Source organism: Streptomyces sp. NPDC050264 (assembly GCF_040655895.1).
In the GTDB taxonomy this organism is placed as follows: Bacteria; Actinomycetota; Actinomycetes; order Streptomycetales; family Streptomycetaceae; genus Streptomyces.
The window spans coordinates 88,512-109,974 of record NZ_JBFAKV010000023.1 but is presented as its reverse complement, the minus strand read 5'-3'; the positions used below and the strand labels follow the sequence as shown (position 1 = coordinate 109,974).

General features: G+C 68.6%; 20 protein-coding genes and 2 pseudogenes. 9 read left to right on the top strand and 13 right to left on the bottom strand.

Going from position 1 to position 21,463, the window contains the following annotated elements; all coding sequences use genetic code 11:
• Positions 1-426: a hypothetical protein gene (locus AB0J02_RS33045; protein WP_363197497.1), complete on the top strand. Its 426-nt coding sequence runs from the start codon at positions 1-3 to the stop codon at positions 424-426.
• Between the two features lie 69 nt (positions 427-495).
• On the opposite strand, the pseudogene AB0J02_RS33040 reads toward AB0J02_RS33045, so the two are convergent.
• The 3 genes and pseudogenes from AB0J02_RS33040 to AB0J02_RS33030 all read right to left on the bottom strand — a co-directional run.
• Positions 496-834: pseudogene (locus tag AB0J02_RS33040) on the bottom strand (hypothetical protein); the annotation flags it as partial.
• A gap of 612 nt (positions 835-1,446) precedes the next feature.
• On the bottom strand, positions 1,447-1,908 hold the full coding sequence (locus tag AB0J02_RS33035) for an aminotransferase class I/II-fold pyridoxal phosphate-dependent enzyme (protein ID WP_363197496.1): 462 nt from the start codon (positions 1,906-1,908) through the stop codon (positions 1,447-1,449).
• A gap of 161 nt (positions 1,909-2,069) precedes the next feature.
• Positions 2,070-3,017, bottom strand: coding sequence for an alpha/beta fold hydrolase (locus AB0J02_RS33030; RefSeq protein WP_363197495.1), 948 nt, complete (start codon positions 3,015-3,017; stop codon positions 2,070-2,072).
• Positions 3,018-3,115: 98 nt separating this feature from the next.
• Here AB0J02_RS33030 and AB0J02_RS33025 point away from each other — a divergent pair, with 98 nt between their 5' ends.
• Positions 3,116-3,667 (top strand): helix-turn-helix domain-containing protein, encoded by a 552-nt coding sequence (locus AB0J02_RS33025; protein WP_363197494.1) that lies wholly within the window; start codon positions 3,116-3,118, stop codon positions 3,665-3,667.
• 116 nt (positions 3,668-3,783) lie between these two features.
• On the opposite strand, the gene AB0J02_RS33020 is transcribed toward AB0J02_RS33025, so the two are convergent.
• From AB0J02_RS33020 to AB0J02_RS33005, 4 genes are all read right to left on the bottom strand, one after another.
• Positions 3,784-5,121: a VCBS repeat-containing protein gene (locus AB0J02_RS33020; protein ID WP_363197493.1), complete on the bottom strand. Its 1,338-nt coding sequence runs from the start codon at positions 5,119-5,121 to the stop codon at positions 3,784-3,786.
• Between the two features lie 794 nt (positions 5,122-5,915).
• Positions 5,916-6,107 carry a winged helix-turn-helix transcriptional regulator gene (locus AB0J02_RS33015; RefSeq protein WP_363197492.1) on the bottom strand — a complete coding sequence of 64 codons (192 nt, stop codon included), beginning with the start codon at positions 6,105-6,107 and terminating at the stop codon, positions 5,916-5,918.
• Between the two features lie 651 nt (positions 6,108-6,758).
• Complete coding sequence (locus tag AB0J02_RS33010) at positions 6,759-7,217, bottom strand: PaaI family thioesterase (protein ID WP_363197491.1); 459 nt, start codon at positions 7,215-7,217, stop codon at positions 6,759-6,761.
• Positions 7,218-7,265: 48 nt separating this feature from the next.
• A complete protein-coding gene (locus tag AB0J02_RS33005) occupies positions 7,266-7,883 on the bottom strand; it encodes a LysE family translocator (RefSeq protein ID WP_363197490.1) in 618 nt (205 codons plus the stop codon).
• Between the two features lie 111 nt (positions 7,884-7,994).
• Between AB0J02_RS33005 and AB0J02_RS33000 the strand changes: the two genes are divergently transcribed.
• Together AB0J02_RS33000 and AB0J02_RS32995 are read left to right on the top strand one after the other, a co-directional pair.
• The gene (locus AB0J02_RS33000; RefSeq protein ID WP_363197489.1) at positions 7,995-8,447 is read left to right on the top strand and encodes an Lrp/AsnC family transcriptional regulator; all 453 of its coding nucleotides are present in this window, start codon (positions 7,995-7,997) and stop codon (positions 8,445-8,447) included.
• Entirely contained in the window at positions 8,448-9,053 is a 606-nt protein-coding gene (locus tag AB0J02_RS32995; protein ID WP_363197557.1) for an ATP-dependent DNA ligase, read from the top strand.
• A 262-nt stretch (positions 9,054-9,315) separates the two neighbouring features.
• Here the strand turns inward: AB0J02_RS32995 and AB0J02_RS32990 are convergent, their stop codons facing one another.
• Complete coding sequence (locus AB0J02_RS32990) at positions 9,316-10,239, bottom strand: SDR family NAD(P)-dependent oxidoreductase (protein WP_363197488.1); 924 nt, start codon at positions 10,237-10,239, stop codon at positions 9,316-9,318.
• A gap of 100 nt (positions 10,240-10,339) precedes the next feature.
• Here AB0J02_RS32990 and AB0J02_RS32985 point away from each other — a divergent pair, with 100 nt between their 5' ends.
• Positions 10,340-11,005 (top strand): TetR/AcrR family transcriptional regulator, encoded by a 666-nt coding sequence (locus AB0J02_RS32985; RefSeq protein WP_363197487.1) that lies wholly within the window; start codon positions 10,340-10,342, stop codon positions 11,003-11,005.
• A 696-nt stretch (positions 11,006-11,701) separates the two neighbouring features.
• A pseudogene (locus tag AB0J02_RS32980) lies at positions 11,702-12,082 on the top strand (helix-turn-helix domain-containing protein); the annotation flags it as partial.
• Between the two features lie 327 nt (positions 12,083-12,409).
• Here the strand turns inward: AB0J02_RS32980 and AB0J02_RS32975 are convergent.
• From AB0J02_RS32975 to AB0J02_RS32960, 4 genes are all read right to left on the bottom strand, one after another.
• Positions 12,410-12,637, bottom strand: a complete 228-nt coding sequence (locus AB0J02_RS32975; RefSeq protein ID WP_363197486.1) for a DUF5133 domain-containing protein — start codon at positions 12,635-12,637, stop codon at positions 12,410-12,412.
• Positions 12,638-12,880: 243 nt separating this feature from the next.
• Entirely contained in the window at positions 12,881-15,085 is a 2,205-nt protein-coding gene (locus tag AB0J02_RS32970) for a glycoside hydrolase family 65 protein (RefSeq protein WP_363197485.1), read from the bottom strand.
• A gap of 64 nt (positions 15,086-15,149) precedes the next feature.
• Entirely contained in the window at positions 15,150-15,821 is a 672-nt protein-coding gene (locus AB0J02_RS32965; RefSeq protein WP_363197484.1) for an HAD-IA family hydrolase, read from the bottom strand.
• Positions 15,822-15,876: 55 nt separating this feature from the next.
• Positions 15,877-16,167 (bottom strand): antibiotic biosynthesis monooxygenase, encoded by a 291-nt coding sequence (locus AB0J02_RS32960; protein WP_363197483.1) that lies wholly within the window; start codon positions 16,165-16,167, stop codon positions 15,877-15,879.
• A 231-nt stretch (positions 16,168-16,398) separates the two neighbouring features.
• Here AB0J02_RS32960 and AB0J02_RS32955 point away from each other — a divergent pair, with 231 nt between their 5' ends.
• From AB0J02_RS32955 to AB0J02_RS32945, 3 genes are all read left to right on the top strand, one after another.
• Positions 16,399-18,246 carry a hypothetical protein gene (locus tag AB0J02_RS32955; RefSeq protein WP_363197482.1) on the top strand — a complete coding sequence of 616 codons (1,848 nt, stop codon included), beginning with the start codon at positions 16,399-16,401 and terminating at the stop codon, positions 18,244-18,246.
• A gap of 82 nt (positions 18,247-18,328) precedes the next feature.
• Complete coding sequence (locus AB0J02_RS32950) at positions 18,329-19,324, top strand: aldo/keto reductase (RefSeq protein ID WP_363197481.1); 996 nt, start codon at positions 18,329-18,331, stop codon at positions 19,322-19,324.
• Between the two features lie 62 nt (positions 19,325-19,386).
• Positions 19,387-20,439 (top strand): HAD-IIA family hydrolase, encoded by a 1,053-nt coding sequence (locus AB0J02_RS32945; RefSeq protein ID WP_363197556.1) that lies wholly within the window; start codon positions 19,387-19,389, stop codon positions 20,437-20,439.
• Positions 20,440-20,753: 314 nt separating this feature from the next.
• Here AB0J02_RS32945 and AB0J02_RS32940 read toward each other — a convergent pair whose 3' ends face one another.
• Positions 20,754-21,347, bottom strand: coding sequence for a TetR family transcriptional regulator (locus AB0J02_RS32940; protein WP_363197480.1), 594 nt, complete (start codon positions 21,345-21,347; stop codon positions 20,754-20,756).
• Positions 21,348-21,463: the final 116 nt, after the last annotated feature.

The following is a 21,463-nucleotide window of genomic DNA, read 5'->3' as shown; positions in this document are numbered from 1 at the left end:
ATGCATCAGTTCCCGGCGCTCGCATGGCAGTTGCGCCTGGTGGGAGTGGCCCTGATCGGAATGGGGCTCGTGCACGCCGCGCTGCCCCGCATCCTCGGCTGGCCCGCGGACCTGCGAGGCAGCAGCCTGCTGACCCGCCAAGTCTCCTACGCCCACCTGTTCTTCATCGCCCTGACGTGCGCCCTCCTTGGCACACTTCCTCTGTTCTTCGCGTCAGAACTCCTCAGCGGCGCGCCCCTGCCCACGTTCCTGTTGTGCGCGCAGACGCTGTTCTGGGGGCTGCGCTGGGCCATGGAGTTCGCGTACTTCTCGCCCAAGCTCTGGCGCGGCCACCGGCTGCGCACGGCCGGACACGCGGCGCTCGCCGTGCTGTGGACCTGGGTGACCGGGGTGTTCGTGACAGCGACGGCACACGCGATCGGCTAGCGAGCTGCTGCCGCCCACGCCAACTCACGGACCGGACAACCAGTCGGGGTCGCGGGGGCGGAGGACGGCTCAGATCACGCGGAAGAGGCCGGCGGCGGCGTGGACGTCGGTGAAGTCCTCGATGGAGCGGAGGTTGTCGCACAGCGTTTAAAGGACCGAGTCGGCTTCGGTCGCGCGTGGGGTGCCGACGGCCACGCCGAAGGCCCGGGAGTCCAACCGGTGCTTGGCGTCGTTCCAGGCGCGCATCCATTCCTCGGTGACGCCGCAGTCGTCGTCGGTGATCATCACAAGGTCGCCGCGCATGCGGGCGGCATTGTTGAACTCCTCCTCCAGCGGCCCCGAGGCTGCTGACAGCGGCCTCTGGTAGCTGGTTCCGCCGCCGAGGAAGGTCTCCGTGAAGTCGAGCAAGCTCCCTCAGGGCGCAGCCGAACACCGCGGTGGCGCAGCGCGGTTGGCCAGGTGGGGGGGGACTATGAGCGATGACGTCCTGTCGACAATTCCGACGGATCCGCGGTAACAACCTGAACGCGATGCGGTCGACCGTGTCGTCCCGTTCGCCGAAGAACTGGCTCCCGGGGTGGCCGGTGGCGTGGACGCAGCGATCGACGTGACATCCTCCTTGAGGCCCGCGGCGACGACGGTTTCACCACGCTCGCGATCGAGGCTCCGTGTTACGGAGCGTCCACCACGTTGGGCGCACTGGATTACGCCTGACCCCGTGGATTCGCCCGGTTTGAGTTCGCCATCTGGAATCCAGAACGCGCCTGGTTCAGCGAGGACCAACTGACCGTCCTGGCCGACCTGTTGGGCCACTCCATGAGGCAGGTCAGCCCGTTGCCGGTTGCTCGACCTGGGAGCGAGTCACGGCGAGCGGGGCGGTAGGAGGCGGTTCCTGTCTCGATGCATTCCGAGAGACGAAGAGCATCTCCAAGCCGCGGGTATCCGACGAGTCCCCCGCTGCCGGGACGTACCGGTCAGGGCACCTTGGCTGCCCGGGCAGTGGGCTTGCTTCCGCACCTGTCAACAGAACCCGGCGATACGTGTGACTGCTTCGGTGAGGATCTCCGGTGCGCGGCCGAAGTTGAGCCGGGCGAAGCCGGAGAAGCCGTAGCGGTGGCCGGAGTTCAGGGCGACCTTGGCGGTGTCGAGGATGTGGGCGGCGGGGTCGTCGCCCCAGCCGAGGGCGCGGAAGTCGATCCAGGCCAGGAAGCCGGCCTGTGGTGGTGTGTAGTGCGCTGCGGGGAGGTGTCCGTCGAGGAGTTCGGCGAGCAGGCTCCGGTTGCGGTCGAGGATGTCCAGGACATCGGCGAGCCAGGGCCCGCCGTCGTTGAAAGCGGCCACGGTGGCGATCACCCCCAGATGCCCGGTGCGGTAGAGGCAGTGCGGCGACATCCGCTCGACGTACCGCCGCGGCACCGGGTCGGCGGTGACGAGGGTGGCGGCCTTGAGGCCGGCCAGGTTCCATCCCTTGCTGGCGGACAAGAAGGAGAAGCCCCAGCGTCTTGCCTCGTCCGACACCGACAGGAAGGGGACGAACTCCGCGCCGGGGAGCGCAAACCGGAGCGGCCGGGCGGGGTACGGCCCGGCAGGGTGTTCGTACGGTTCAGGGGAGTGTGCGCGCGGAACGCCGGGAGACCTGAAGGTCAGGAGGAGGAGAGCCGTCCCTCTGCGGACGTCTCACCAGGGGCCGCGTCCAGGTGGCGGGTGAGCCATCCGGCGACGAGGTCCAGCAGGCCGGGGTCGACCGGCTCGCGCATCAGGCGGCGGTAGGAGTTCAGGCTGGGACGTCCGGAGTCGTGCCGCAGAATGTGGGTGAGGCCGGCGATGCGGTGGGTCTCCGCGCCGCCGGGGACCAGCCGGGCGATCCGGCCCAAGTCGGCCGGGCCGACCTGGAGGTCCTTGTCGCCGGTGACGGCGAGGACGGGGGCGTTGATGACGGCGAGGTCGTCCCGGGTGTCATGGACGAGCATCTCGCGCATCCAGCGGGCGTTGACCCTGAATCCGGCTACGCGCGCCACATCCGTACGGGTCTTCTTCACCCGGGCGAGGGCCCGGCTCCCCAGCGCCCCCAGCGGCCGGCGCAGTAGCCGGACGGGCGCGGGCATGCTTCCGACGACCGAGCGGCCCTGCCGCCGGAAGGCCTCCTCGCCCAGGTCCGCAAAGCCGGCCAGCAGCACCACCGCCCGTACGTCCGTCCGGGCAGCCAGTGCCATGGCGTGCAGGGCGCCCTCACTGTGACCGACCACGCCGACCGCCTCGGCGCGGATGTCGGACCGGCCGGCCAGGGCGAGCAGCGCCGCGGCGGCGTCCCTGCGGTTGTCGGTGAAGCCGGCGGCCCGCCAGTCGCCCGGGTTGGCGCCGGCGCCGCGCCGGTCGTAGCGCAGGGTGGCGATCCCTCGTACGGCGAGGGTTTCGGCCATCGGCCGCCCCAGATTCATGGTGAGTTTCGGGGTGTTGCCCTCGCGGTCCAGTGGACCGGAGCCGTGCAGCAGCAGGACGGCCGGGTGCGGTCCCGGGCCGGCCGGGAGTGTCAGGGTGCCGGCCAGCGAGGTTCCGTCGTCCGCGGTGACCGTCATGTCGACGTCGGGCAAGGCTCCGCCTCTTTCGTTTCGCGCCACGTTCATTCTCAACTTCATTTCAACTTTATTCTCAACTACGAGAACGTTATCAGATGTGAGATTATGAAGTCATGGCTACCGCGGATCTCCTCCTCCACCCGGTCCGGATGCGCATCCTCCAGACCCTGGTCGGCGCCGGTGAGCTGACCACCGCCCAGCTCCGGGAACGCCTCCCGGACGTCTCGCCGGCCAGCATGTACCGGCACGTCGCGACCCTCGCCAAGGCCGGCGTCCTGGAAGTGGTCCAGGAACGACCCGTACGAGGGACGGTCGAACGCAGCTATCGGGTCAGGCAGGACGGGGCACTCGTCGACGAGGAAGCCCGTGCCGCCATGACCAAGGACGACCACCGGCAGGCCTTCACCGTTTTCACCGGGGCGATGATGGCCGACGTCGACCGCTACCTCTCCCGCGACGACGCCGACCCCTCGCGCGAGGGCGTCCTCTACCGGCAGGGAGCGGTGTGGGCGACGCCCGAGGAGTTCACCGAGCTGGTGGAGGAACTGGAGGCACTGGTCGCCCGTCGTACGGGACACAGCCCCGGCGACAGCCGCGTCCGTCACGTCATCAGCCTCGCCCTGGTCCCTGACAAGGCGGCGGGGGAGGAGGACCAGGCCTCCTGACCCCCGTACAAACGCGAGCCCCGGAGGGCACCCCCGGGGTCGCCCGTTACGGGCCCGGGGCTGTGGGCCCGTAACTACGAGGTCGGGACTACGAAGATGCGCCTACGAGAATGTGTCTACGAGCCTTGGTTCTTGCTGGGGGCGACCGGGAAGGATGCCTCGTCGCGGTCCGTGCCGTCGGTGATCCACCATCTGTCGTCGCCGAGAAGGGTCAGTTCCGCGCGGCCGTCGCCGTCCCAGTCCTGGACGGCGAAGAGTGCGCCGTCGGGGCCGTCGCCATTCGGAACGGAGCGCTTGGTGGCGCGCCAGGGCTTCGACCCGAGCCCGTGCTCGGAGCCGCCCCGCAGCACCTCGATCCGCGCGTCCCCCTCCTCCTTCTTCTTGGTGAGCTGCACGGCCAGGTCGTCGCAGCCATCGCCGTTGAAGTCTCCGGCGGCGAGCCTGGTGCCGAAGCCCTCCTTGAAGTCGCCGCCCTCCATGGTGACCCACTTCCCAGGCTCCTTCCCGTAACGGACGCTGACCTGGCCGCGCCGGTGGGGAGTGTCGACCTCGTCGTAGCTGTCGACGAAGCTCCGGCCGACGGCGACGTCCTGCCGCCCGTCGCCGTCGAAGTCGCCGAAGACGACGTTCTCGCCCTCCGGCAGCCGCTCGGGTTCCTTGCTCAAACCGCCGGCGGTACGGGCGCCGCCGGTGAACAGCAGGGGCGGATCCCACGGGGAGTCGTAGAGCGCGAGATCGGTGGCGCGGTCGTCGTTCGCGTCCCCGGCGACCAGCAAGGGATTCGCGCCGTCGTGGACCGGACTGGGAATCTCCGCGGTCCGGGCGGGGGCGCCGGAGCGCTTGAACGGTCCCTTGAGGACTACCAGTTCCTTGTCCTCGATCGAGTCCCTGAAGACCACCAGGTCGGTGTGGCCGTCCCCGTCGAAGTCACCGGCGATCGGCGCGGTGTGGTACCCGCTGCCCGGCAGCGGGACGCGCCCGTGCGGTCCGTCGGCCTGCGGGCCCTTGGGGCCTCCCCACAGGACCTGGGCGGCAGAGCTGACGACGAGGTCGGCGTGGCCGTCCTCGTCCAGGTCGGCGACCGTGGGCTGCAACGGGTCGTCGCCCACCTGGATGCGGTCCGGCACACCGAGGTCTTCCTGGGTGAGGACGGTCGTGCGGTCGTGGTCCGGACCGTGCTCGGAACCGGGCACGACGACCACGTCGACCTTCAACGACCGGGAGATCTCATGCACCAGATCGACGGAGCCGTCTCCGTCGAGGTCGGGGGTCGCGGGCGGGTCCTCGCGGGCCGCATCAGCCGGGCGGCAGGGGCTGTTGGGCACCGGGCGCACGCCGTCGGACGGGCGAAGGACGAGGAACGCCACCACCGCCACCACTACGAGGGAGGCCGTCACGGCGTGCCATATGCGCAGGTGGCGGAAGAACGGACCGCCTGCTGTCGGAGAGTGCATCAGTTCACTGCACGGGCGTGAACGCGGCCCGCGCAAGGAAGTGGATCATTTTGTTACGGGGGTGATGCACGACGGTCCTTCATGGACGAGTGGCTGTGCCCCGGCCGTCACGCGGTGGGATTCACATTCCAAGCCGCAGGCAGATCAGCGCCGCAGAGGACACGGACGAAGTCGTCCTCGCGCACGATGTTGTGCTCCTGGCAGTCGGGGCACCGGCGGAACACCACCTCGTGAGTGAAGCCGGAGGGCCGCCCGGGCTCCACGTCGTCCAGAGCACGGGCGACTTCCGATCAGGAGCTGACATCCGGGCAGTACCCGGTTGACTGATTGCTGACCTCGCTCACGGCCCACCGGCCCGCCGCGCGCACGAAGCCGATCTCACCGGCACCCAGCAGCACGTCTCCGCCGGCACAGGCCACATGCTCACTTCGTCGCGGCGCCGGCCGTAGCACACCGTCCATACCGATAACGAAGGTGAAAGGTTCGGCCGGCTCCGCCGCGGATCTCTCAGCTGTCCAGCTGCCGAAGTCGGCCGCCGAGCTGATACGGCACCCGCCGCCACCAGGCCGGACCCCAGCCTTCAGTTCGACCGGTCCGACATATGCCTAACTCCGCCCCCGCGCACTCACGTCAGCCAACCTGGAGCACTTCCGGCACACGCCCCAGCTGCGTCGCGCCGCACCCTTGCCGCAGGGCCCAGGCTCCGCACTGCGCCATGGCTTGGCTCAAATCACCAGTCACCATGGAGAGTTGACCATGAGGAATTGTCAAATTCTGTGGATTGAGCAGGGGTTTCAGGGCGGTGTTTGCGTTGGGTGCGTTGCGTCGTAGCGGTGTCGGTTGTTGTTGATCTCGTGGCGGTGTGTGGTGGCCCATCCTCCGAGAGCGACGACGGAGTCCAGGAGTGTCGCGCCGAGTGCGGTGAGCGTGTAGTCCACACGTGGGGGAACGCTGGGGTTCGTTTCCCACTGTGCGGGCTGGTGCATTTCACTACACGTAAGTCGCCCAGACACCCGTGACGGGTCACGCCTCGGCGGACACGGTGGCCTTCGCCTTCTCGCGGACGTTGAGTCGCCACCGGCACCGCTCTGGCGCGCACAGCAATAACAGGACTGATCGGTGACAGTCGTCACGGTCGGTCAGTTGTGCTTCCTCCTCCCCAGAGACATGGAGTTTTCCATGCACACGACTGGAGACACCGGCCGCACCACGACCGGCCGGCGCCGGTTCCTGGGCCTGGCCACGGGGGCCGTGGTCGCCGCCCCGCTCAGTGCACCCTGCCAGGCCCAGGCGGCGACAGGCAGTTCGGTACTCGCGGGTATGACCGCTGCGGCCGTCGCATCTCAAGAGCCGGTACAGCCGGTTGCCGGGTTGGTCTGGGCAGTTGGACGAGCGGTCGTACTTCTTCGACACGCTGGCGGAGTACCAGTGAGCGCGTGACGCGGCCGGGCTCATGCCGTCCTCGAGTGACCAGCTGGTCAGGCCGGTGCTTGAGATCTGCGAGCACTCCGACCTCGTGCCGTGGCAGCTCACCTCGACGTTGCTTGACCGCTATAGCGCGAGGGGGTTGGCGTCAGGAAAGGGGCGCTGCCACCAGGTCAGCCAGGACGGCAAGGGCGGAGTGGACCGATGGGCGATCATGAGGTGGTCCTGTTTACGCGGATCAGGGTCTGCTGCCCGTTGGCGACGAGCTTGCGGGCGCCGTCGGTCTGAACGCCGTAGACCTCCAGCTGACAGACGGTCAGGGTCCGTCCGGGCTTGAGGACGGTGCCGATCGCTTCGAGGTGGTCGCCGGCGGCGGGCGCGAGAAGGTTGATCTTGTACTCCACGGTGAGGACCTCGGAGTCCTCGTCGAACAGGGTGAGCGCGGCATAACCGCCGGCACTGTCGGCGATGGCGCTGGTGGCACCGGCGTGGACATAGCCATGCTGCTGAGTGACCTCAGGCCGGGCCGGGAGCACGATGTGTACCCGGCCGGGGCCGATATGAGCGAGTCGCGCGCCAAGATGTGACATCAGGCCCTGCCGGTCGAAGCTGTCCTGGACACGCTTTTGCACCGTGGGGCTCGTCTGCTCCTGCCGCGTGTGGTCTTCCATGTGCGGACTCTCCTTCGGGTGCGTGTCGGATGAAGCGGGACGGGTTCCTCAGCCAGCCAGGCGTTCCACCAGCAAGAAGGCACCGACGGCGATCATCATGGCACCGCTGATGCGGGTGACGACCCGGGCGGCCGAGGGGCGGGTCTTCAGCACCGTGCGCGCCAAGAGACCGACGGCGAGATAGACGAGGGCGCAGGCCGTGACATGGATCGCGGCAAGGAGCCCGGTCTGCGCGGTGACAGGCCAGCCCGTCCCGTCACTGATGAACTGCGGGAACAGCGAAAAGTACAGCAGCAGCACCTTGGGGTTCAGGCCACTGATCACGGTGCCCTTGAGTGCGATCCGCCGACGCGACGGGGCCATGGCCTCCTCGGACGCTGCTACGACGCCGGGCTGCCGCAGCAGCCCCCAGCCGAGCCATATCAAGTAGGCGGCTCCGGTAACGGTCAGAGCGGTGAGGACGGTCGGGGAGTTTGCCACGATCACCACCAGGCCGACCACGGCGAGCAGCGCGTACGCCAGGTGCCCGGCTATGAGTCCGGCGACGGCCGGAATGACTGACCGCTCCCGCAGCCCGGCAGTGATCGCATACGCCCAGTCCGCGCCCGGCGTGAACACAAACAGCAGGTCCACTGCCAGGAAGGCCGCCACCGTCGTCGTATCCATCAATCGTTCCCTCTCACTCTTCCAGCCCTGGAGGGAAGATTAGGTTGGATATCCCCAAAGATGTTTGCGTATTTACCTCATGATCGCGCCTGGTCGGGGAGAATCTTCTTCATGGATGCCTTGGACCGGAAGATTCTTACCGAGCTGCAGCTCGACGGCCGTCTGACGGTCACCGAGCTGGCTGCTCGCGTGCAGCTCAGCGTCTCGCCCTGCCACCGCCGGCTGCGCGACCTCGAGCGCGAGGGCGCCATCCGCAGCTACCGCGCCGTGGTCGACCCTGGCGCCGTCGGCCTGAATTTCGAGGCCCTCGTCTTCGCCACGCTGCGCTGGGAGACTCCCGACACCGTGACGGCCTTCGAAGAGGCCGTGGCCGCCGTCCCGCACGTCATCGAGGCACAGCGCCTGTTCGGCGAGCCCGACTACCTCCTGCGGGTCGCAACCGTCGACCTTGCCGCGTTTCAGCAGCTCTACGACCAGCAGCTCGCCCGACTGCCCGGTGTCCAACGCCTGACTTCGACCCTGGTCATGAAGAACGTGGTTCAGGACAGACCGCTACCTGAATAGCTGCACCCCGGGAACAGAACTCGCACGCTCGCCGACGCCAGGGAGCCGCACGGCGTCCGGTTCGGGCGTCACCTCCTCCGGGAATTTACGAACCCGCGCGGTTCCGCGTTCGACTGCCTGATGGTGGCCGGCCGGGACCTTCGAGGCCGCCCGTACCTGGAGCGGCGCGCCGCCCTCCTGGACGTCCTGGAACCCCTCGGCCCGCCCCTGCAGTCCGTACCCGCCAGCGACGACATCGACGTCGCCCGCGCCTGGTTCGAGGTGCTGCCCGAGCAGGGCATCGAGGGCATCGTCGCCAAGCACGCCACCGGCCCCTACCGGCCTGATCGTTCGTGGCGGAAGGTGCGGCACAGCGAGACGGTCGATGCCGATGTCGTCGGATACACCGGCACTCCCGCCCGCCCCCAGCGGCTGGCTGTCCGGCTGTCCGACAGCCGCTCCGTCCTCACTCAGACCCTCACCGCTGCCCTGGCCGCTCAGGTCACGCCGTACCTGATCACGCCGGGCCCGGTGCGGCAGCTTCGCACCAGCGCGGGCGACGGCTACACCACCGTGGCCGACGGCCTGGTGGTCGAGGTCGCGGCAGGACCACGCGGCATGCAGTAGTGATCCTGATCCGCCTGCGCTGAGATTGCGTTATGCGGGCGGGGGTGCTGCGGCCGGCGAAGTGCCGGCCCTTCTGGTCCCTCTGGACGGTCGGCTGCGTGCCGTGCGAGGTTTCGATGCGACGTCACCGCGGGTCTGGTGGCGATCGGACGTGAGAGGCACGAACGGACAGCTGCCTGCAACGCGATGTCTCGCAGAAGGACCTGACATCCCGTCATCACCCCGACCAGCTGAACCGACTGGTTCGCATCCGATTGCGGCCTCAGGATTCCCTCCGCTGTGGAGCCGGCGCTGAGAATGTCACCCCGGTGAGTTCCTCGGAGACGTTCCACAGGCGCTGCTGGACGGCCTGGTCGTGGGAGTCGGGGCTGGAGGTGACCGGCTTCGGGTAGCCCCGGATCTCCCTCCGGTTTCCGGGGCCGTAGTACTGGCCGCCGGTGACGGCCGGATCGGTGGCGGCGCGCAGGGTGGGCAGGGCGCCCATCTCGGCCTTCTGGGTGAGTAGCGGCGCGAGCCAGGTGAGAGGCACGCGAAGTGCGGCGGGCGTGTTGCGGGCGAGTTCGGTGTTGGACACGCCGGGGTGGGCGGCCGCCGCGATCGTGGTGCCGTGCGGTGCGAGCCGGCGCTGCAGTTCGTAGGTGAACATCAGGTTGGCGAGTTTGGCCTGGCCGTAGGCGGCGGAGCGGCTGTACGAGCGCTCCCACTGCAGGTCGTCGAAGTGGATGGCGGCCCGGATGCGGTGACCGGTACTGCTGACCGTCACGACGCGGGAGCCGGGTACGGGCAGGAGCCGGTCCAGCAGCAGGCCGGTCAGGGCGAAGTGGCCGAGGTGGTTGGTGCCGAACTGCAGCTCGAAGCCGTCGGCGGTGGTCTGCCGCGGGGTGTACATCACGCCCGCGTTGTTGATCAGAAGGTCGATGCGGGGGTGGGCCGCGCGCAGGTCGGCCGCCGCTGACCGGATCGAGTCCAGGGAGGCCAGGTTGAGGGCCTGGACGGTGACGTCGCCGGTGATGCGGGCAGCTGCCCGCTTGCCCTTCTCGACGTCACGGACCGCCAGGACCACCGCCGCGCCGCGCGCGGCGAGCATCCGGGCGGTCTCGAAGCCCAGCCCGGTGTTGGCTCCGGTCACGATCGCCACCCGGCCGTGCTGATCGGGGATGTGCTGCTCAGTCCAGTTGCCGCTCATGACGCACTCCTAAAGAACCATCGGTCTCTTACGTGGGCCAACGTAAAAGACCGGCGGTCTCCTGTCAAGGGACCGGTGGTCTTTAAGCTAGGCTGAGGTCGTGACATTTCAGCGGGCGCGAAGCGAGGAGCAGCGGGAGATCCGCCGCCGGGCGATCCTGGACACGGCGGCGGCGATGCTCGACGAGATGCCCGTGACCGAGGTGAGCCTCAACGAGCTCAGCCGGCGAGTGGGCCTGGCCAAGTCAAACGTCCTGCGGTACTTCGAGTCGCGCGAGGCCGTGCTGCTCGAACTGCTGGACGTCTTCCTGGAGAGCTGGCTCGCCGAGCTGACGGACGAGCTGGCCGCGGGCATCGAGGCGCATGCCGCACCGGAAGTGCGGGCGGCCCAACTGGCCGAAATCCTCAGCCGATCACTGGCGGGCCGGGTGGTGCTGTGCGACCTCTTCGGCGCGCAGGGCGGCGTCCTTGAGCACAACGTCTCGATCGAGGTGGTCAAGCGGCACAAGCGTTCTTCCCTCACGCGCCTCGCGGCCATGGTCGAGCTCGTGCGCTGCCACGTGCCCGAGCTCGGCGACGGCGCGCAGATGTTCTGCCTGATGAGCCTCGTCTCGGCGGGTGCCCTGTCGGCGTACGTCCCGCCGCCGCCCAGCCTCCTCGCCGCCTACGCGGACGAGCCCGCCCTCGGCGTGCTCCACCTGGAGCTGCGTGACGCTCTGCGGATCTCCTTCACCTCGACGCTCCTGGGCGTGCTGCCGCGCGCCTGAACATTTCCGCAACCGGTCCTTCTCCGCCGATCCGTCCGGAACAGGCATCACCAGGGATCTCCTGCGCGACGATGCCAAGGGTGCCCGGGCAGACGCGTCGACCACGGCCGCTCAGCCGAACCGATAGTGCCGGGATGTCCCACCGATGCGGAGGGGCCGCGCGCGGCAGACTTGAGCACCGCACGAAGGAAGGCACCTCGATGAGTGCGCAGCTGGTCCGCCCGCACCAGCCGGAGCGGGTCCCCCGCAATGCGGAGGGCATCGAGGCCGCGCTCGTGGGCGAGCGCCGCATCTTTCGGAGCCGCTGCCCAGTCCGGTCGAGCCTGGTGCCTTCCTGGCGCGGTTCTTCCGGGACCAGCGGGAATGCGTTATCCGGTACCTCTACCTCCGTCCGACGAGCGAGGCGTTCGTGGTGTACCCCGACCTCGACTACGAGTACGAGTACGAAGCGCGGCGCGCGACGGGGAAGAGACACAGACCGATCTTGAGGATGCGGAGGAGCAGAGGGTCGCGATCCTGTGGTGTGCGCCGTTGTTCGAGGAGTTTGCCCATCGGTTCTGGGGCGAGAACCGACTCTGGCATGCGGTCAACGACCGTGACCTGCCACGGCTCGAGCCGCAACTGCAGGATTACTTGAATCACTACGCGCCGCCTGGGGCTCCCAGGTGATCGCGCAATGAGCGAGATTCCATGCGGATGCCAGAGCGTGTATGGGTTCGCGAAATCGATGACGACGAGGGCAGGCTGCTGCTGCGGATCATCCGCAGGGGCACCGGGTCGGTGGTGACCTGGCGGCGGGCCCAGATGGTGCTGCTGTCCGCGCAGGGGATGCCGGTGGCGAGGATCGCCGAGGTGTCGTTCACCAGCGACGACCGGGTCCGGGACGTGATCCACAACTTCAACACCGACGGCTTCGGCTCGCTCTATCCCCCATACAAAGGTGGCCGGCCGACGTTCACGCTGCCCGAGCGCCGCGAGACCAAGAAGAGCGTCAAGTCCAAGCCGACCGAGCACGACCTGCCGTTCTCCACCTGGACTCTGACCAAGCTGGCGGACTTCCTGGTTGCCGAGGAGGTGGGTCGCGGTGCCTGATGCGGCGGCTGAACCGGCTTCCACAGATCATCGCGAAGGCAGGCAGGACGCATCCGGCGCTGCGGGCTGCAATGGGTGGGTGCAGGGATCCAGGCCACTGGCAACGTACGGGCGGGCCGAGTCCGTGGCCGGGTGATCCAGGGCACTGCGGCTGGAGGCCCGGCGGCTGTCCGCGGAGAGCCGCTTGCTGCGCTGTCGCCGCCCGAAGGTAGGACTCGCCCAGTCGAGTACGGCCGGCTGACCCTGCCGGGGGCAGGCGGGCGAGCCCATGGCCGCGGGCCTTGTCGTAAGGGCACGCCCGGCTGCAAAGATTCAGGCGGGCAGCAGGGACTCGTCTTCGGGCCGGGCGCCGGGCAGTTGGTGGCGGGCGGCGATCAGGGCGGCGTCGATGTCGGCGGTACCGGTTGCGATGCACAGGGTGTAGGCGATGTCGCCCATGCGCTGCTGCACACCGTCGTTGCCCTCTGCGGCGTTGAGGTCCTGCAGGGTCTCGTACTGCTGGATGAGGTCGTCCAGGACGGCGGGGTGTGCCATCAGCATGACGTCGACTCCTTGGGGTGCGGTGCACGGTGAGCGGGACGAGCCCCAAGTGCCCGGCCCGGCCCTGGGCACACCTGTGAAAGCGCGGGCCGCCGCGACGGTGGCGCGTGAAGCCCCGGCGCGGGGGCGCCGTGAGTGCGGCGGCCGGTGTACGGGGGACGGGCAGGCTCCGGCGGCCGCCGAAGCAGTGCGGCCCTACGGGGCGGCCCCGCTACCTCGCGGTCATGCGCCTCGACCAAGCCTTCACCGCCCCGGCCGGTGCGCCGATTCCGCGGTGTCCGTGGCCAGTTCGAGTATGGCGCTCATGGCGCCGAGGTGGATCCCGTACTCGGTGCGCTGGCCGGGCACCAGGTCGGTGCGCAGTGCCTGGGCATAGAAGTGGCCTGCTTGGGGGTGGTCGATCTGGCGTAGTGCCACGGCGTGTGCGACGGGCGAGAGCGTGGAGCCGTGCACGGTGCGGCGGAGGTAGTACTCGACGGTACGCCGCCACGTGTCCGGGGTGCTGTCGTATCCGAGGTGGGCCAGTACGGCGAAGGTGCGTTCGGTGCCCAGCACGGTCGCCAGCATCAGGGTGTCGGCCTGCTTGGCGATCTGATAGTTGCGCGGGTGGTCTCCGTCCTCTTCCATCAGCCGGTCGAGTCGGCCGAGGTCACTGCCGTAGCGCTCGGCGAGATCTTCCAGGCTGACGTGGCGCAGCTGTTCGTAGTGGGCGAACTGCGAGATCACGCCGTCGTGGTGGGGTACGAACATACGGCGGGAGATGTGCTCCCACGCGGCTGCCCGGTCCTGGTCGAGGCCAGTGGTCTCTTGGAGGTCTTCGCGGCGGCGGTCGGGCAGATCGTGCCAGAGGCGGGCGGCGAGTTCGAGGGTGCTGGCGGCCGCGATGTTGGTGTACGCGTTGTCGTCCACGCCGGGTTCGGCGCTGTCCGGGAGCATGTCGTGGAACTCGTCGGGGCCGACGACAGTGCGCAGATGGTAGCGGCCGGCCGGCGGATCGCGGGTGCTCGCGGTGGCGTAGAACTGGGCGATCTGGAAGATCATCGCGGCGCCCTTGGTGTGCAGGTACTCCAGGTCCGAGGTACGCCGGGCGTACCGGAGGATGCTGTGGGCGAGGGCGGCGCCGACATGCTGCTGCAGGGCCGTGTGGTCCCGCTGCCAGTGGCCGGTCAGGGGGTTGCGCACCCAGGGAACAGTGACCTCGTTGCCGTCGATGCCGCTCTGCCAGGGGTAGCGGGCGCCGCTGCTGCCGTGCCGCTGTGCCTCCCGGGTCGCCGCCGCCAGACGGCGGTGCCGGTAGTCCAGTGCCGATCTCGCCGCTGAGGGGAAGGTGCGCGCCAGCCAGGCGATGGCCGGGGCCTCGTCCCAGAAGACCCGTCCCTGATACTCCTCACCGTGCAGGCCGCGCGCCGGGATGCCGGCGTCCCGCGTGCGGGTGGAGGTGTTGATGACCTGTTGCAGGTGGAAGCGGTAGAGGCGCAGTACCTCGGCGTGCTCCAGGTGTGGTGGCAGGGGAGTGGTGGTCCATTGCCGGTGCCAGGTGCGGCTGTGTGCTGTCAGAAGGTGTTCGGGGTCGGTGCCGGTGGCGAGGTCGTCGAGGACCTGGCTGCGCAGGTCCTCGATGGAGGAGGAGCGGTCGCACCGCAGTGCGGTCAACTTGTGCACGGCGAGCGGGGCGTCGGGGGCGACGTGGCATTCCATCTCGGCGGTCGCCATGTGGGCCAGACGTGTGAGGGGAGTGCCAGGGCGCGGGGGAGCGGAGCGGGGGGCGGCCGGCAGCAGGACGCAGGCGACGGCGATGCCGATCAGTGACTGGGTGGTGTGGCAGGTCAGCCACGCCGTACGGCCGCTCGGCTGCGAGACGGTGACGCCGTCGAGATGCCGGCCTTCCACATACCGCTCGACCTGTGCGTTGCGCACGTCCGCGTCGATGGCGGCCGCCGCGGTCAGGGGGCCGCTCCAGTTCTCCGCGTGGACGGTCACCTTCTGCAGGGCCAAAGACGCGTGCTCCGCGTGGATGATCCGTTGTTCGTGGATGCGAGTGCGCCGGCCGGCGGTGTCGAGCAGTACGCGGTGATGGTGCAGGATGCCGTGGCGCATGTCGAGGACGAAGCGCTCGCTCTGCACGGCACAGTGCGGACCGGGGGCCAGCGCCGGTCCTCGACGTCCGTCGGCGTCCCGGTGGTGGAAGACCAGGGGGAGCCAGTTGGGCAGGCGCACGGCGGCTTCGATGTCGACGTGGTCGCCCTCGATGATCGCGTGCGTGTTGTTGTAGACACCGGCCGCGTACGTGCCGGGATAGCAGGGTGCGGTGTGGTCGTCGCTGGTGGTGGCGCCGCGGGTGGCGAACGTTCCGTTGCCCAGCGTGCACAGCGTGGCGTGCCGCGCTGCTTCCTCCGGTGCGTCGGGGTCGGCACGGAACTCCCAGAGCCAGGGCTGAGCGCTGGACATGCCGTATGCGTGGGCGGGGGGTCTTGGGGGGCAACTGTGGTCGCTGTGCGTCATGGCGTGTCCGTCAGAGCAGTTCGGTGAGGTCGCAGACGAGAATGTCGGGGTTCTCACGGGTCAGGTGGTGCGCGGAGCCCGAGCGATGTACGGCCACCACTGTGTGGAAGCCGCCGCTGCGCGCCGCCCGGATGCCGCTGGGCGCGTCCTCGAACACGGCGCAGCGCGGGGCGGGGACGTCGAGCTGACGCGCCGCGGCGAGGAAGCTGTCGGGGGACGGTTTGCCCGCCAGGTGCTGCCGCTTGATGTCGGGGCCATCGACGACGACGGGAAAAGAGTCGCTCAGCCCGGTTTCTCGGAGCACCTCCCGGCACGACGAACTCGCGGACACCACGGCGAGCGGAATCCCTCTGTCCCGTAGGTGGGCAAGAAATCGCAGGGATCCGGGATAGGCCTCGGCTCCTTCGGCCGCGAGCATGGAGCGGTACAACTTCCTTTTGCGCGCGACGATTCCGCGGACCGTGGCATGGCCCGGCGGATCGTCGGCGGACCCTTCGGGTACGCGCACACCGTGATGATCGAAGAAGGCCGAAAGGGCGGGTAACGGCGCTATGCCGTCCAACTCGTGATAGTCGGCGGCGGTGAACAGATGTGGGTCGCCGAGCGAGGTGTTGATCGCTTCCTGCCAGGCTCGCCGGTGCTGTGTCTCCGTTTTGGTCAAGGTCCCGTCGAGGTCGAACACGCAACCTGCGACGCCTTCCGGCAATTGCTCGCAGTTCCCTGTCAACGGTCCGTCCTCAATGCAGAGTTGTACCGCGCAGAATGAAATCCGGTCCGGCGGTGTAGCGCTGTACCTCGGTCAGGAACTCCTTCGCCGGATCCGCTGTGACGTGCCTATCGAAGGCCTGCTCGTCCGCATAGGCCTCAAGGATGTAGAAGCGGCTCGGGTTCCACTCGTCTGCGAGAACGTCGAACCTCTCGGTGCCGGGCTCTGTGTCCAGGACCCTCTGCCGGGCTTTCACAGCAGCGTCCCGGAAGGCCTCACGGTGATCGTTCTCGACGGTGAAGGAGACGACGACTTCGTACACGGCTTCTCCTCAAATCGAAGCGGAATTCCTAGAGTTGCCGAGGCGCCGGCTTTCAACCGCTCTTTCAGTGGCTTGTCCAACGTACGAGCGAACCCGCTAGGCCGTCCGAGTGAACGTCGGCCTACTCCTGGCCGACCGCGATACCCGTATACCGTGAATGGAAAGGTGACTCGTTCAGGCGCTACTGAACCGACCGCAGACCTCACGACCGCACCCCCCACACAATTCCTGATGACGGCGGGCGCTCTGCGCCGCGTCGCCCTGACCCTCGTACGCGATCATGTCGTGCGGGTATGGGCGCGGGAGAAGAAGCAGCAGGCCCGATCGGAAAACGCCGCCTATCACCAAGGGCATGGATACGAACTGCCCGAGGGGCGCGAACAGACCGATCTGGCACAGCAGATCCACCATCAGGCCGACATTCTGACGGAGGAGTTTCCTCAGCACGCGGCCCTCGCGGAGCAGAGCAGACGCTATGCGCGGCAGCTCGCCGACGCAGGCATCGACATCCGCACGCAATGGGAGAACCTCCAGGCGTTCCTGCGAGGATGTGCGGAGACGGAGATCATCTCCCACACGGGCCCAGGCCTGGCGCAACTGTCCTTGCGGAACGGGCAGGTGACGGTCCGTCTGGGATCGTCGGAGCAGACCCGGGCGCAGGCCTTGCCCGCTGGGGCCCCGCAATATCTGCGCGCCGTGTCCCAGCTGCTGTCGGCCGCGCGCGGTGAGGGCCGGGCCCTGACCCACGCCGAACAGATCGCGGTGCAGGTCGCCTACTTCCTGCTGGACCAGGGAGCGCGGATCGACGAGGACTTCCAGCTGTGGGGCGCAGCGGGATTCCGTACCCGTCAGACATACCTGTCGATCACGGACCCGGGCGAGGGCCACGTGCTCGGCAGCACCCTGCGCGAAGCCCACCTCGACGGCACCGTCGTCCACGTCGAGCACATCGAGCGCGCCGAGAGCGAGGACCGAGAGGCCTGCGAGCCCTACCGCCTGCCTTCGATCCGGACCATCGCACGCGTACGGCTGCACACCGGCGTCCGCGCACCCATCTCGGTCTACGTCGGCCGCCCCATGTTCGAAGGCGACTTCGAGACCTCGTTGGTGAAGTCCGTACGCTTCATGGCCGCCGCCTGCTCGACCCTCTTCCAGGCAGGCGTGGCGGAATGCAAGATCTCCATGGAGCACATGACGGCACGCCAGGCCGTGCGCTTCATGCGCGCGGTCGCCGCCGACACGCTCATGAACCCGCACAGGCAACTGCTCTCGGCCGCCTTCAACCTCAACGACCCCTTCACCGACGACCGCGATCAAGACAAGCCGTCGCGGATCACCGACCGGCTCGCCCTGGGACGCCTGGGGATCGACCTGACCCGGCAGGGCGGTTTCGCCAAAGTGGCCTGGGACGGCGCCGGCGACTCCCACCCCAGCGACCCCGTCATCGTCCAGCTCGGCCACCGCACGGCGTCCACCCTCGTACACGAAGCCCACACCGCCGGCCTGCTCACCTACATGTCGGCGGGCATCAGCTTCGACAATCTGGCCGACGTCGTCCACACCGGCGTCGACGCCGTCGGCATCGGCAGTGCCCTGCACTACAAGGACTCCGACACCGGCTTCCACGGACCTTTCATCGAGGAACGCATCACACGCCTGCGCACTCTGCGCGACGAGGGCGAAGCGTCCGTACAGGGCAGGGCCGCCCGTCTGCTGGCACGGCTCGACCGCATGCACTTCGAAGGATCCCTCCGCGCCGCCGACGCGGGCCCGCGGGAAGAACTCGCGAACGCCGTTACCGGGCGCGGCGCACGCACAAACGAAGCGCAACTCGCCGAACTGCTGGGGCGACTCGCGCACATCGCAGCCATGCCCGACGACTCCCGGCACCCCTACCTGACGTCTGCGGCAAGGATCCTGCACGCAGGCGAACAGAGCCTTGCCGCCCGTCGCTGCGCGGGCCCGTGGGACGAACAGGCCGCCCTCCTGCAAGAACTCATCGACAGGGAAGACCTGGACGAGTTGCACACCAGACTCCGCGAGTTCGCCCCCGACGCCACGGCGCACACCACGATATGACCCCGCATTCACACGTGTGATGGGGGCGGACCCGCGAACCGTACCGTCACCCATCCCCTTTCGCCGAGGAGGCGAGCAGTACATGAAACACACGCAGACCAACCAGCTCATCCGGCAGGATGTCGAGGTCGGCGTCCTGGGCCTGGGCGGCGTCGCCCTGGCCGGACTGTACGAACCCGTCGACCACGACCAGGCCGTCGACACCGTCCGTGCCGCCCTCGACCAGGGAGTGCGCTACCTGGACGTGGCGCCCTTCTACGGCACCGGACTGGCAGAACTGCGCTACGGCGACGCTCTGCGCGAGGCCGACCGCAGTCGCTTCACCCTGTCCACCAAAGTCGGGCGGCGGCTGGAGAAACTCCCCGACGGCCGCCACCGCGAACCCGACGCCATGTTCGCCGGATCCACCCCGTACACCTTCACCTGGGACTGGTCCCGCGACGGACTCAAGCGCGGACTCGAGGGGTCCCTGGAACGCCTGGGAACCGATCACGTCGACATCGTCTACTGCCACGACTGCGACTTCTACGAGAAGGAGGAGAGCACCACCTTCGACGACCGCACCGCCCACGAGGTCTTCGAAACCCTCGACGATCTGCGCGCCCAGGGCCTGCTCAAGGCCATCGGGTTCGGGCTGAACATGGACGACTTCCTGCTCCGCATGGTCAGGAACCTCGACCTCGACGTCATCCTGTGCGCCGGCCGCTACACCCTCCTCGAACAGCCCGCCGCCCGCGAACTGCTGCCCCTGTGCGAGGAACGTGATGTGTCCGTGGTCGTGGGAGGCCCGTACAACTCCGGTCTCCTCGCCGACCCCGAGAACGCACACTACGAGTACGACGACGCACCGGAGGACAAGGTCGCCCGGGCACGCGAGCTCGCCGGGATCTGTGCCTTCCACAACGTGCCGTTGCAGGCCGCAGCCCTGCAGTACCCGCTGCGCCACCACCAGATCGCAAGCGTCCTCGTCGGCTGCAAGAGCACGCGGGAACTCACCGACAACCTCGACTACTTCAACACCGAGATTCCCGACGAGGCCTGGTCCGACCTGGACAGTTTCCACACGGAGAACCCGTGACCCCGACCACCGGCGACATCCCGGAGCCAGCCGTCACCACCACCGCACGTACACGGCGCCCGCTGCCGCCCGCGGCCGCGCTCACCCAGACCTATGACTGCGCCTTCCTCGACCTCGACGGCGTCCTCTACCTCGGCTCGCAGCCCGTCGACGGCGCGGCGGATGCGCTGGAGCAGGCCGAAGCCGAGGGCATGCGCCTCGCGTTCGTCACCAACAACGCCCTGCGCACCCCGCAGCAGGTCTCCGAAAGGCTCCGCGGCCACGGCGTCGACGCACCACCGCAGGACATCATCAGCTCCGCCCAGGCCGTTGCCGCGGTGATCGCCGACCGCCATGGGGAGGGGGCCCGCGTCCTGGTCGTAGGAGGCTGCGGACTCGAAACCGCCCTGCGGGAAGCTCAGTTGGAGATCGTGGAGTCGGCCGACGAACGGCCCGACGCGGTGGCCCAGGGATTCGGCGGCCCCGACATGCCCTTCAGCCGCTTCACGGAAGCCTGCCACGCGATCAACGCCGGCGCCGCCTGGTACGCCTCCAACCCCGACCCCACCATCCCGACCGACCGGGGGCCGGCCCCCGGCAACGGAGCCGCCGTCGACCTGCTGCGTACCAGCACAGGGCAGAAACCCTTCATCGCCGGCAAACCGTACCCACCCATCCACCGACTGGCAGCCACCCGCACCAAGACCGCCAGGCCCCTGTGCGTCGGGGACCGTCTGGACACGGACATCGCCGCGGGCCACCACAACGACTGCGACTCCCTGCTGGTCCTCACCGGCGTGACGTCCCCGAAGGGCCTCGTCGCGGCCGCCCCGCAGGAGCGGCCCACGTACATCGCCGCCGATCTCAGGACGGGCCTCCTGCAAGCACACCCGACGACCGAGAAGACTCACGAGGGGTGGTCGCGCTGCAACGGGTGGAGAGCGCGCCCGACCTCTGCGACGGACCTTGCCCTGGAAGGCTCCGGCACCGCGATGGACGCCTTGCGGGCACTGTGCCACGCGGCGTGGACGGCCGCACCTGACGCGTGCAGCACGCTCGGATGCGGCGATGCTTTGCGCGTCATCGACGCGCTGAGGGCGGAGGACGGTGTTCGGGCGGGGAGGTTCACGGGCTGATGCGCGGTCGATGTGCTGTCCGCTGTGAATGGTCGGCCTGGCACACCCCGCCTCTGTCTGGGGTGGGGGCGAATATTCCTGTGCTCTTGATCAGGGCAGGGGAGTGCGCTGGTGGGCATGAGGGGCGTTCCGCCATCCGCACTCCCGCCGCTGCCGGTGTCATCGTTCCCGGTTCCACCCGAGACAGCGGCTGCCGATTCCGGGACGCGGGATCGGGCGTCGTTGCGGTCTGTGGTGGCGCGGGACCTTCTCTCGCTGGATGAGGCCGGGAAGCTGGAGACGGTGCACGTGCGGATCTCAGATCAACCCCGCCCTCACCGTATGGCTCGTCGACGTGCGCGGAGAAGCCGTGCGCTGATCTCGGGGGATGTGCTGTCGTCCGCTGCCAGCCCGATCAGGAGGAGTTCGACGAGTCGCTGAAGGTTTGTGGAGGAGTGCGCCAGACGGAACGAGGCAATGGCGCCGAGGCATACGCGTACGTCCTCCACCGTGACGTCCGGACGCACTGCACCGGCCTCGCGGGCGCGGTCTACGAGCTGCTCCATTGCCCGTGCCTGTTCGCGGCGGTCGACAGCGAAGGCTGCCGCCGCCGGGTGGGAACCGAACAGAGCCTCATTCAGCCCGCGGTCCTGCAACCGGTGCTCCGCGAAGCTATGTACGGCGCCGCTGAGCGCGCGCCAGGGATCGGGCTCGTCCAGACATGCCTGCATGTCCCCACGGCATTCCGCGACAAGTTCAGCGAGCGCCGCCGTGACGAGGTCGGTGCGTGCCGGGAAGTGCCGATGGACCGTGGCAATACCCAGACCGGTGCGGCGGGCGATCTCGCGCATCGGCAGGTCGAGCCCTTCGTCGGCGAAGGCGGCGCGGGCGATGGCGATGATACGGCGACGGTTGAGCTCGGCGTCCATGCGTGGTTTCCGAGTCACTTCGATCTCCGGGATTCTCACTTCAGCCTGATACGGAACAGCTGCTCCACATCCATGTTTACCGTAAGGCAGCGCCCGGAAATTCCGGTCCGGAGAGG

Coding starts and splice junctions, on each gene's coding strand:
- AB0J02_RS32955 (WP_363197482.1), top strand. CDS start 16,399: ATGACGGCGGGCGCTCTGCGCCGCGTCGCCCTGACCCTCGTACGCGAT.
- AB0J02_RS33000 (WP_363197489.1), top strand. CDS start 7,995: ATGGATGCCTTGGACCGGAAGATTCTTACCGAGCTGCAGCTCGACGGC.
- AB0J02_RS33045 (WP_363197497.1), top strand. CDS start 1: ATGCATCAGTTCCCGGCGCTCGCATGGCAGTTGCGCCTGGTGGGAGTG.
- AB0J02_RS33005 (WP_363197490.1), bottom strand. CDS start 7,883: ATGGATACGACGACGGTGGCGGCCTTCCTGGCAGTGGACCTGCTGTTT.
- AB0J02_RS32990 (WP_363197488.1), bottom strand. CDS start 10,239: ATGAGCGGCAACTGGACTGAGCAGCACATCCCCGATCAGCACGGCCGG.
- AB0J02_RS33010 (WP_363197491.1), bottom strand. CDS start 7,217: ATGGAAGACCACACGCGGCAGGAGCAGACGAGCCCCACGGTGCAAAAG.
- AB0J02_RS32940 (WP_363197480.1), bottom strand. CDS start 21,347: ATGGACGCCGAGCTCAACCGTCGCCGTATCATCGCCATCGCCCGCGCC.
- AB0J02_RS32975 (WP_363197486.1), bottom strand. CDS start 12,637: ATGCTGATGGCACACCCCGCCGTCCTGGACGACCTCATCCAGCAGTAC.
- AB0J02_RS33015 (WP_363197492.1), bottom strand. CDS start 6,107: ATGCACCAGCCCGCACAGTGGGAAACGAACCCCAGCGTTCCCCCACGT.
- AB0J02_RS32950 (WP_363197481.1), top strand. CDS start 18,329: ATGAAACACACGCAGACCAACCAGCTCATCCGGCAGGATGTCGAGGTC.
- AB0J02_RS33025 (WP_363197494.1), top strand. CDS start 3,116: ATGGCTACCGCGGATCTCCTCCTCCACCCGGTCCGGATGCGCATCCTC.
- AB0J02_RS33020 (WP_363197493.1), bottom strand. CDS start 5,121: ATGCACTCTCCGACAGCAGGCGGTCCGTTCTTCCGCCACCTGCGCATA.
- AB0J02_RS32970 (WP_363197485.1), bottom strand. CDS start 15,085: ATGTCCAGCGCTCAGCCCTGGCTCTGGGAGTTCCGTGCCGACCCCGAC.